At 75.2% G+C, this 9,273-nt stretch carries 8 protein-coding genes; 5 read left to right on the top strand and 3 right to left on the bottom strand.

Annotated elements, in window-relative coordinates:
* The 3 genes from AB0N76_RS38255 to AB0N76_RS38245 form a co-directional block, all read left to right on the top strand.
* The coding region (locus AB0N76_RS38255) for a LysM peptidoglycan-binding domain-containing protein (RefSeq protein WP_363565463.1) at nucleotides 1-300 on the top strand (300 nt) is incomplete at its 5' end.
* Between the two features lie 212 nt (nucleotides 301-512).
* On the top strand, nucleotides 513-1,262 hold the full coding sequence (locus tag AB0N76_RS38250; RefSeq protein WP_363565462.1) for a 3-oxoacyl-ACP reductase family protein: 750 nt from the start codon (nucleotides 513-515) through the stop codon (nucleotides 1,260-1,262).
* A 183-nt stretch (nucleotides 1,263-1,445) separates the two neighbouring features.
* A complete protein-coding gene (locus AB0N76_RS38245; RefSeq protein WP_363565461.1) occupies nucleotides 1,446-2,045 on the top strand; it encodes a TIGR03086 family metal-binding protein in 600 nt (199 codons plus the stop codon).
* Between the two features lie 85 nt (nucleotides 2,046-2,130).
* On the opposite strand, the gene AB0N76_RS38240 is transcribed toward AB0N76_RS38245, so the two are convergent.
* From AB0N76_RS38240 to AB0N76_RS38230, 3 genes are all read right to left on the bottom strand, one after another.
* Nucleotides 2,131-3,348, bottom strand: coding sequence for an alpha/beta hydrolase (locus AB0N76_RS38240; protein WP_363565460.1), 1,218 nt, complete (start codon nucleotides 3,346-3,348; stop codon nucleotides 2,131-2,133).
* Nucleotides 3,349-3,410: 62 nt separating this feature from the next.
* Nucleotides 3,411-3,869 carry a (2Fe-2S)-binding protein gene (locus AB0N76_RS38235; protein ID WP_363565459.1) on the bottom strand — a complete coding sequence of 153 codons (459 nt, stop codon included), beginning with the start codon at nucleotides 3,867-3,869 and terminating at the stop codon, nucleotides 3,411-3,413.
* 39 nt (nucleotides 3,870-3,908) lie between these two features.
* Nucleotides 3,909-6,443: a molybdopterin cofactor-binding domain-containing protein gene (locus AB0N76_RS38230; protein ID WP_363565458.1), complete on the bottom strand. Its 2,535-nt coding sequence runs from the start codon at nucleotides 6,441-6,443 to the stop codon at nucleotides 3,909-3,911.
* Between the two features lie 271 nt (nucleotides 6,444-6,714).
* Here AB0N76_RS38230 and AB0N76_RS38225 point away from each other — a divergent pair, with 271 nt between their 5' ends.
* Complete coding sequence (locus AB0N76_RS38225; protein ID WP_363565464.1) at nucleotides 6,715-8,019, top strand: MFS transporter; 1,305 nt, start codon at nucleotides 6,715-6,717, stop codon at nucleotides 8,017-8,019.
* A 164-nt stretch (nucleotides 8,020-8,183) separates the two neighbouring features.
* Nucleotides 8,184-9,273, top strand: a 1,090-nt coding sequence (locus AB0N76_RS38220) for an alpha/beta fold hydrolase (RefSeq protein WP_363565457.1), incomplete at its 3' end; no start/stop codon positions are given.

Below are 9,273 nucleotides of genomic sequence, written 5' to 3'. Positions count from 1 at the left end.
GCGGACGCGCAGCCGGCCCAGCCGTCCGGCCAGGCCCAGAAGTCGCCGGCCCGCAAGGCCCCGGCGCAGCCCCAGGCCCCGGCGCAGTACCAGGGCGCCGCGAAGCCCGCCGCGCCCGCCGCCTCCGCCGCGCCCGAGAAGAACAGCGCCACCGGCAGCTACACCGTCAAGAGCGGCGACACGCTGAGCGGCATCGCGGCCAAGTTCGGCGTCGACACGGCCGGTCTGCACGCGAAGAACGCCAAGGCGATCGGCGGCAACCCGGACCTCATCTTCCCGGGTCAGACCCTGTCCGTCTGAGCCTGCGCCCGGTAGCACCGCACGTCTGTTCCGGACGGCCGCCCCCTGTGCGGGGGGCGGCCGTCCGGCGTGTCGCGGCGGGTCGTGGGGGCGTATGGGGCAGGTAGTTGAACGTTGAACGCGACGTCCGAATACCGCCGGATCCGCGGGCCGGGTCGGCCGAGGATGGAGTCATGTCCACGAACGGAACAGGGAGTTCTGACGATATGACGATGACCAAGCTCGCGAAGCTCGACGGCAAGGTGGCCCTGGTGACCGGCGGCAGCCGGGGGATCGGGGAGGCGACGGCGCTGCGGCTCGCCGAGGACGGCGCCGACGTGGCGGTGACCTACCTGGGCAGCGCCGAGCGGGCCGAGGCGGTCGCGGCGAAGATCACCGCGATGGGTCGCCGCGGCTGGGCGGTCCGGGCCGACAGTGCGGACCCGCAGGACGTGCGCGCCGTGGTCGAGGCGGTGGCCGAGCGGTTCGGGCGGCTCGACATCCTGGTCAACAACGCCGGGGTGGGCGCGGTCGGCCCGATCGAGGAGGTCGGTCTGGCCGACGTGGACAAGGTGCTGGAGGTCAACGTCCGGGCGCCGTACCTGTTCGCCCAGGCCGCCGCCGCCCACCTGCCCGAGGGCGGCCGGATCGTGACCATCGGCAGCTGTCTGGCCCGGCGGGTCGCCTTCCCCGGGGCCAGCCTGTACGCGACCAGCAAGGCGGCCGTGGTCGGCCTCACCAAGGCGCTGGCCCGTGAACTGGGCCCGCGCGGGATCACCGTCAACGTGGTCCACCCGGGCCCGATCGACACCGAGATGAACCCGGCGGACGGGCCGTCGGCCGAGTTCCAGGCCGGGCTCACCGCGCTCGGCCGCTTCGGACGGGGCGCCGACGTCGCCGCGACCGTCGCCCACCTGGCCGGCGAGGAGGGCCGCTACATCACCGGCGCCGAGATCGCCGTGGACGGCGGCCTCGCGGCCTGACCGGCCTGACCGGCCTGACCGGCCTGGCCGGTCTGCGGGGCCCGCTGACGACCGGCTCGGGGTGTTGCTCCGGGCCGGTTGTCGGTGGCCGCGTTTACGATCGGCCGGTCCGACCGAGTGTGCGGGCGCGCGTCGACGGGCGCGCGCCGGGCGCACGGGTCCCGAACGACCGAGAGGTGCGTCATGACCGGAGCGGAAGACCCGATCGAGCTGCTCGCCCGCGCACTCGCGCAGACCGCCGGCCTGATCGACGGCGTCGGCACCGAGCTGGCCGGCCATCCGACCGCCTGCCGCTCCTGGGACGTCGGGCAGCTGATCAGCCATCTGCTGCACGACCTGCGGCAGTTCACCGTCCGGGCCGAGGGCGGCACGCCCGACTGGACGCAGTCCTTCGAGCGGGTCGAGGACGACTGGCTGCACCGCTTCGAGGCCGGGGCGGAGCGGCTGGTGGCCGCCTGGCGGGAGGCCGGGGACCTCGACGGCGTCATCGAGCTCCCCGGCCTGGGCGAGGTCCCGGCCCGCTTCCCGGTGGACCAGCAGGTCGCCGAGTTCGCCGTGCACGCCTGGGACCTGGCCCGGGCGACCGGCCAGTCCACCGCCGGGCTCGACCAGCAGGTGGCCCTGGCCTCGCTGGCCTGGGCGCACGGCGCGCTGAAACCGGCGTTCCGGGGGAGCGAGGAGGAGAGTCACGCCTTCGGCCCGGAGGTCGCGGTCGCCGAGGACGCGCCGTCGTACGACCGGCTCGCGGGGTTCTTCGGCCGCGACCCCGGGGCGGTGGTGTGACGTGGCCGGCGGGTGAGCGGACGCCGGCCGGCCGCGCCGCCGGGTGGGCAAGCGTGACCCTGGCCCTGGCGCGGCCGGCAGTCGGTCAGCCGCGGCTCCAGACGAAGGCGACCTCCGGGTAGCGCGGCGCGGGCGCGTCCAGCAGCGGGGACGGCCGGCCGCGCAGGAAGCGGTCGAAGTACGTCCGGACGTAGGCGCGGCTCAGTTCGGTGGCCCGCGCCGGGGCGATGGTGCCGAGCATCGCCGCGTACAGCTCCGGCGGCATCCGGTCGGCGAGGTGGCCCGGGCCGGCCACGTGCGGCAGATCGGTGAAGCTCAGGTGGCCGGCCCCGTCCAGCCGCAACTGCCGCCCCCAGCCGCGCTGGTGCTCACGCCAGCGCTGCCAGGTGTCGTGGTCGCCGAGCGAGGTGAGCAGCAGGAACGGCCGGTCGAGGCCCTCGTCGGGGACCGGCGAGCCGAACAGGCCGCCGTCCAGGTTCAGCCCGGCCGCGAACCGCCGGTCCTGGCGGACCGTCTCGGCGGCGGCCGCACCGCCCATCGAGTGCCCGAGCACGCCGATCCGGCGCGGGTCGGCGCACGGCAGCCCGGCCGTCCGGCGGAGCGCCCGGCCGGTGGTCAACTCGGTGGCGGTGAAGCGCAGATCGCCGACCCGGGCGGCGATCTCCTTGCGCTCGGCGGCGTCCCAGTCGCCCGGGTCCTCCGCCAGCACGCTGCGCACCAGCCGGCCGTCCGGGAACTCGACGGCGGCCGCGTCGTAGGTGTGGTCGAGTGCCGCGACCAGGTAGCCGTGCGCGGCCAACTCCTCGGCCAACGCGGTGCAGTTGCTCCGGCCGCCCTTGCGGCCGTGGCCGAGCAGCAGCAGCGGCAGCGCCCCCGGTACCGCCGGGGCCCCGGCGCGGGCGGTCGGGCGCAGCGCGGCGATGGTGCCCGGGTCCACCGGGAGGGTCTCCTCGAACGCGGCCGCCACCCGCGCCGTGGTGTACGGCGCGCGCGGCCGTCCGGCGGTCCCGAGCGCCGGGTACCAGAGCTGCACCATGAGTTCGCGCGGCCCGGGCACCGGCGCGAACGGGTCCTGCCGGTCCCGGTCCACGAGGTGCAGCGACACCGTCCCGACCGGGCGCCGGTCCGTCGGCGCCGGCAGGTCGATCGGCGGCGGTCCGGCGGGGGTGGCGTGCGCGGCGGGGTCGGCGGTGGTGGCGGACCCGGGTGGAACGGCGGGTGCGGCGTGCGCGACCGCGGTCGGCAGTGCGAGCGCCGCACCTCCCAGGCCCGCGGCGGTCAGCAGGGAACGACGCCTGATCATCCTCATCCACCCCTCGTCTCGACGACTTTGACGCCCCTTCACCTTAGGCGGGCGTCGGTTCGTCAGGGCAGCTGGGTCGCGGCGCGCTTGATGGCCTCGCGGATCCGGGGGTAGGTGCCGCAGCGGCAGATGTTCTGGATCTGGTCGATGTCGGCGTCGGTGGGGGCGGGGGTGCGGCGGAGCAGGGCGACGGCCGTCATGATCTGGCCCGGCTGGCAGAAGCCGCACTGGGCGACGTCGCACTCCAGCCAGGCCTCCTGGACCGGGTGCAGGGTGTCGCCGTCGGCCAGGCCCTCGATGGTGGTGACGCGCCGGCCCGCGCAGTCCTTCACCGCCACCGTGCAGGGCTGGAACTCCTCGCCGTCCAGGTGGCTGGTGCAGGCGCGGCAGACGCCGACCCCGCAGCCGTACTTGGGACCGGTGACGCCGAGCTTGTCGCGCAGCACCCAGAGCAGCGGCATGTCGTCCGGTGCCTCGACGGTGACCGGCCGGCCGTTGAGGACGAAGGTGTGGCTGGGCATGGGAGGCGTCTTTCCTAGGGGCTGGGGATCAGCTGGGGATCAGAAGTTGACGGGGAAGGAGCGCGGGCTGGTCCCGGTGGCCCGGGCGTACGCGTTGGCGACCGCGGCGGAGGCGGCCGGGACGCCCAACTCGCCCGCGCCGCCCGGCGGACCGCTCGGCGGCAGCAGGTGGATCTCGACCACCGGCGGGGTGTGCCGCTGCCGCGCGTAGCGGAAGTCGGCGAAGCTGCCCTCGCGGACGGCGCCGCGGTCGATGTGGACGCCGGCCTGCAGGATCACCGAGATGCCGTCGATCAGCGCGCCGGTCAACTGGGCCTCCAGGCCGGTGGGGTTGATCACCGTGCCGAGGTCGGCGGCGATCACGGCCTTGGTGACCCGGGGCTGCTTGGGGTCGGTGGCGTCGAGTTCGACCAGGTAGGCGGTGCGGCCGCCGTTCTCGTCGTGGTAGCCGATGCCCTGGGCCTGCCCGGCCGGCATGGGGCGGCCCCAGCGGCCCGCCTGGGCGACCTTGTCGAGGACGGCCCGGCCGCCCGCGTCGCGCAGCCGGGCGCGGCGGAAGGCCACCGGGTCCTGGCCGAAGCGGCGGGCGAGTTCGTCCATCATGATCTCGTCGGCCACCCGCACGGTGCCCGAGTAGACGGAGCGCCAGCTGCCGGTGGGCACCGCCAGCGGCACCTCGGCGAGCAGCTGGGTGGGCAGGCCGACGTTGTACGGGTTGCTCTGGCTGAGCAGGAAGAAGGCCTGGGCCAGCGAGAGCCCGGCCACCGAGAGCTGGAAGCCGGCGGCGGTGAGCGCCTCGCCGAGGCCGTGGCTGAAGTCGGTCATCACGGTGGCGGCGCGGTGCTCGTAGCTGAGCACCTGGCCGAGGCCGTAGGTGGCGCGGATCCGGTGGTGGGTGGCGGGCCGCATCCGGCCGTGCCGCATGTCGTCGTTGCGGGTCCACATCAGCTTGACGGGCCGGCCGGCCGCGCGGGAGATCTGCGCGGCCTCCAGCGCGGCGTCGAAGAACAGCCGGCGGCCGAAGGAGCCGCCGCCGCGCACCACGTGGACGGTCACCGCGTCCTGCGGGAGGCCGAGTTCGGCGGCGATGGTCTGCTGGGCGACGATCGGGGTCTGCGAGGCGAACCAGATCTCGGCGCGGTTCGGGCGGACGTCGGCGACCGCCGTCAGCACCTCCATCGGCGCGTGGTTGACGAAGGCGAAGTCGAACTCGCCGTCCACGTACTGGGTGAGCAGCGGCGGGATCAGGAACGGCGCGTGCGCGGCCCGGAGTTTGCCGCGGATGTCGGCGTCCGAGAACGCGGCGACCGGGCCCGGCTTCCAGGAGGTCTGCAGCGCGTCGCGGGCCTTGAGCGCCTGGTCGAAGGTCTCGGCGAGGACGGCGACGCCGCTCGGGATGGTCACCACGCCGAGCACGCCGGGCATGGCGCGGGCGGCGGAGGCGTCCAGGCCGGCCAGCACGCCCTTGATGGTGGTGGGGCGGGCGACCACGGTCGGCACCGCGCCGGGGACGGCGAGGTCGCCGGCGTACTTGGCCCGGCCGGTGACGATGTCGCGGGCGTCGATCCGGCCGGTGGGCCGGCCGATCACCTTGCGCTGCTCGGCCGGCTTGGGGGCGGTGGACACGGCGGGCACGACCACGGCGGCGGCCTCGGCGGCGAGTTCGCCGTACCCGGCCCGGCGGCCGTCGGGCGCGAGGACGGCGGAGTCGGCGGTGCGCAGCGTGCCGGCCGGCAGCGACCAGCGGCGGGCGGCGGCGGTGACCAGCCGGGCGCGGGCGGCGGCGGCCACCGCGCGCACCGGGTCGTACAGCGTGCGGACCGAGTTGGACGCCCCGGTGAGCTGGTTGAACAGCAGGTCGGGGCGGCTGTCGGAGAGCGGGATGTCGACGTCGGCGAGGCGGGCGTCGAGCTCCTCGGCGACCATCATGGCGACCGTGGTGGTGAGGCCCTGGCCGACCTCCAGGCGCGGCAGGTACAGCACGGCGCGGCCGGCGGCGGTGAGCTCCAGGACCAGCAGGTGCGAGGTCGGGAGGGCGGCCACCTGGAGGGCCTGGCCGAGGTCGACGATGTCCGGGATGCCGGGCAGGCCGAGCAACTGCGGCGGGGCGGCGGCGGTTTCGGCGGTGCCCGCGGCGGCGGCCGTGGTGGCCGCTTCGGCGGCGTGGGCGGTGGCGGGGGCGGCGGCGTCCAGGCCGGCCCGGGCGGCGACGGTGAGGGTCGGCGCGGCGAGCAGGTAGGTGAGGAAGCGCCGGCGGCCGGTGTCGGCGGGAGTAGCGGTGTCGGCGCTGGCCTCGACGATGGCCTCGGCTTCGGGGTGGGCCTCGGCTTCGGGGTGGGCCTCGGCCGGTGCCGTGCCGTCCGCGGGCGCGATGGAGGTGCTGATGGTGAGGAGCCCTTCTCGCCGGTGACGGCTCCGGCCGGGCGGGCCCGCGAGGGCCCCGGCTCCGGTGCCGGACGGTACGCGCGTCCGCGAACGCGACTGGTCGTGTCCACGTTCGCGGACGGATCGCGGTCGAGCATAGGAGGGCCCTACTGGCCGGTCAACACGGGCACTTCGGGCAGGATCGGACAACTGAGCGGATCTCGGATGGGGCGGACACGGAGGGCGCCCGGCACGTCGGGCCGGGCGCGCGCTACCGCCGTCCGGGTGACCCCCGGGCGGCGGGCGCACGCGCGTTCCCGGGGCGGGCGCGGGTACGGTCGGCGCCGGTCCGGGGAGCTGCGCGCCGACCCTCGGGCCTGCCGAGTGGCCCATGATCACAGTTGGCCAATGGCCCTGGCCGGTGGTCCGCTTGAGGTCCAGACTGGTGGTCAAGATCGTCCCCGCCGACCCCAGGAGCATCGTGCCGTCCCGCCCCGCCCCGGCCGCCGGAGCCCAACGCACCCTCGCCGTAGCCCAGTTGGTGAGCGCGGTCGGCGACGGCGCCTACTACACCAGCTCGGCGCTCTACTTCACCAAGATCGTCGGCCTGTCGCCCACCCGGCTCGGCCTCGGCCTCGCGGTGGCCTGGGGCATCGGCTCGCTGGCGGGCGTGCCGCTCGGCCACCTCGCCGACCGGCGGGGCGCGCGCGGCACGGCGGCGGCGCTCGCCTTCACCACGGCAGCGGTGGTGGCCTCCTTCCTCGCGGTCCGCTCCTTCCCGCTCTTCGTGCTCGCCGCCTGCCTCTACGCGACGGCCCAGTCCGGACTGAGCGCGGCCCGCCAGGCGCTGGTCGGCCGGCTCGTCCCCGCCCCGGAACGCACCCGGGCGCTCGCCCGGCTCCAGTCCACCCTCAACGGCGGGCTGGCGGTGGGCGCCGCGCTCGGCGGCGTCGCGCTGGCCGTCGGCACCCGGGAGGCCTTCCTCGCCGCCTTCGCGCTGACCGCCCTCGGCTTCCTGGCGACCGGTGCGGTCCTGCTCCGGCTGCCGGCGGTGGCACCCGCCGCCGCCCCTCCGGACGGCCCCGGCGGCGCCGGCGGCGGGCTCGCCGTCCTGGCCGACCGCCGCTACGCCGCCGTGACCCTGGTCAACACGGTGCTGCTGCTGCGGATGCCGCTGCTCAGCCTGGTGATCCCGCTCTGGATCGCCGACCGCGCCCCGCAGCTCGGCTGGCTCGGCTCGGCGCTCTTCGTCCTCAACACCGTCGGCGTGACGCTGTTCCAGGTCCGCACCGCACGCGCCGTCACCGGCCTGGGCTCGGCCACCCGCACCGTCCGCCGGGCGGGAGCGGTCCTGCTCGCCTCCTGCGCCGTCTTCGCCCTCTCGGCGGCCGACGTCCCGGTCTGGGCGGTCGCGGCCCTGCTGGTGGCGGCCGCCTCGCTCCAGGTGCTCGGCGAGATGCAGCAGTCCGCCGGCTCCTGGCAGATCGCCTTCGACCTCGCCCCCGCCGACCGGCTCGGCCAGTACCAGGGCTTCTTCGGCACCGGCGTGGCAGTGGCCCGCACGGCCGGCCCGCTGCTCCTGACCACCCTGCTCCTGGACTGGGGCGCACCGGGCTGGCTCCTCCTCGGCACCCTCTTCCTCGCCGCCGGCCACGCGATGGGCCCGGTCGTCCGCTGGGCCGAACGCAACCGCCCCTGGCTGCGGGCCCCGGTGGCTCCGGGGCCCGCGACGGCCGCGACCACCGCCGCTCCGGCCGGAGCCCGCGCCAAGGCATACGGTGAATGATGATCTTCGGCCAGTGATCATACGATTTCCCGTCAAGATGACCTTTTAAGTCGGGATTGACGCCCCATCGGCCGCTCATCGCAAGAATCTCCTGCTGCTGATCTCTTCCCCTGTTGACGGACGGCTGTCAGGCTGTGCGGGTTTGCAGAACCGGAGGAGGTTTCGTGTCCCGTTTCACCAGCGTGGCACTGGCTGTCACCAGTGCCCTCGCCCTCGTCGCCGGCTCCGCCGCCGCGGCCGTCGCCGCCCCGGCCCCCGGCCCGGCGGCCGAGGCCAAGGTGGCACCGGTCGACTGGAAGCCGTGCAACCCCGATCCGACCAAGCCGGATCCGAAGATCTACGACTGCGCCGTCTACCAGGTGCCGCTCGACTACGACCACCCGGACGGCGAGAGCATCGGCATCGCCATGATGCGCCGCCGCGCGAGCGACCCGGCCAAGCGGATCGGCTCGCTCTTCCTCAACCCCGGCGGCCCCGGCGGCAGCGGCTACCTGTGGGCGACCACCACCCGCTTCGGCAAGGACGTCCAGGACCGGTTCGACCTGGTCGGCTTCGACCCGCGCGGTGTCGCCCGGAGCAACCCGCTCAAGTGCTTCACCACCGACGAGGAGGCCGCGGCCACCAACGACCGGATGGTCGGCGTCCCCGTCACCAAGGCCGAGATAGCCGAGACCATCGACGCCACCGAGGACTACACCGACGCCTGCTCGCGCAACGCCGGCCCGCTGATCGAGCACATGTCGACCATCAACGTGGTCCGCGACCTCGACCGGATGCGCCAGGCCGTCGGCGACGCCAAGCTGACCTTCGCCGGCTTCTCCTACGGCACCCTCATCGGCGCCACCTACTCCGGCATGTACCCGAACAAGGTGCGCGCCGTGATCGTCGACGGCAACGTCGACCCCAACCTGCGCCTGCACAACGGTGTCGAGTACGACCGCCAGCGCGCCACCGGCTTCGAGGTCGCCCTGGACGAGTACCTCAAGCGCTGCAAGGCCGCCGGCGCCCCGCGCTGCGCCTTCGGCGACGGTGACACCCGGGCCAAGTTCGACAACATCCGCGACCACCTGCGGACCGCCCCGGTCACCCTGCCGGACGGCACCAAGGTCACCCTGTCCAGCTTCACCAGCCAGGTCGCCAACGCGCTCTACGCGCAGACCCGGCAGGCCCCGCTCGCCAAGTCGCTGCAGGCCCTGCACCAGGTGATCGCCGCCCCGGCCCCCGCGGCGCGGCCAGGCCCTGGGCGGCCGCGGC

The organism is Kitasatospora sp. NPDC093806 (assembly GCF_040683335.1).
Taxonomy (GTDB): Bacteria; Actinomycetota; Actinomycetes; order Streptomycetales; family Streptomycetaceae; genus Kitasatospora.
Note: the sequence above shows the minus strand (reverse complement) of the source record. Positions and strands in the feature narration are given on the sequence as shown.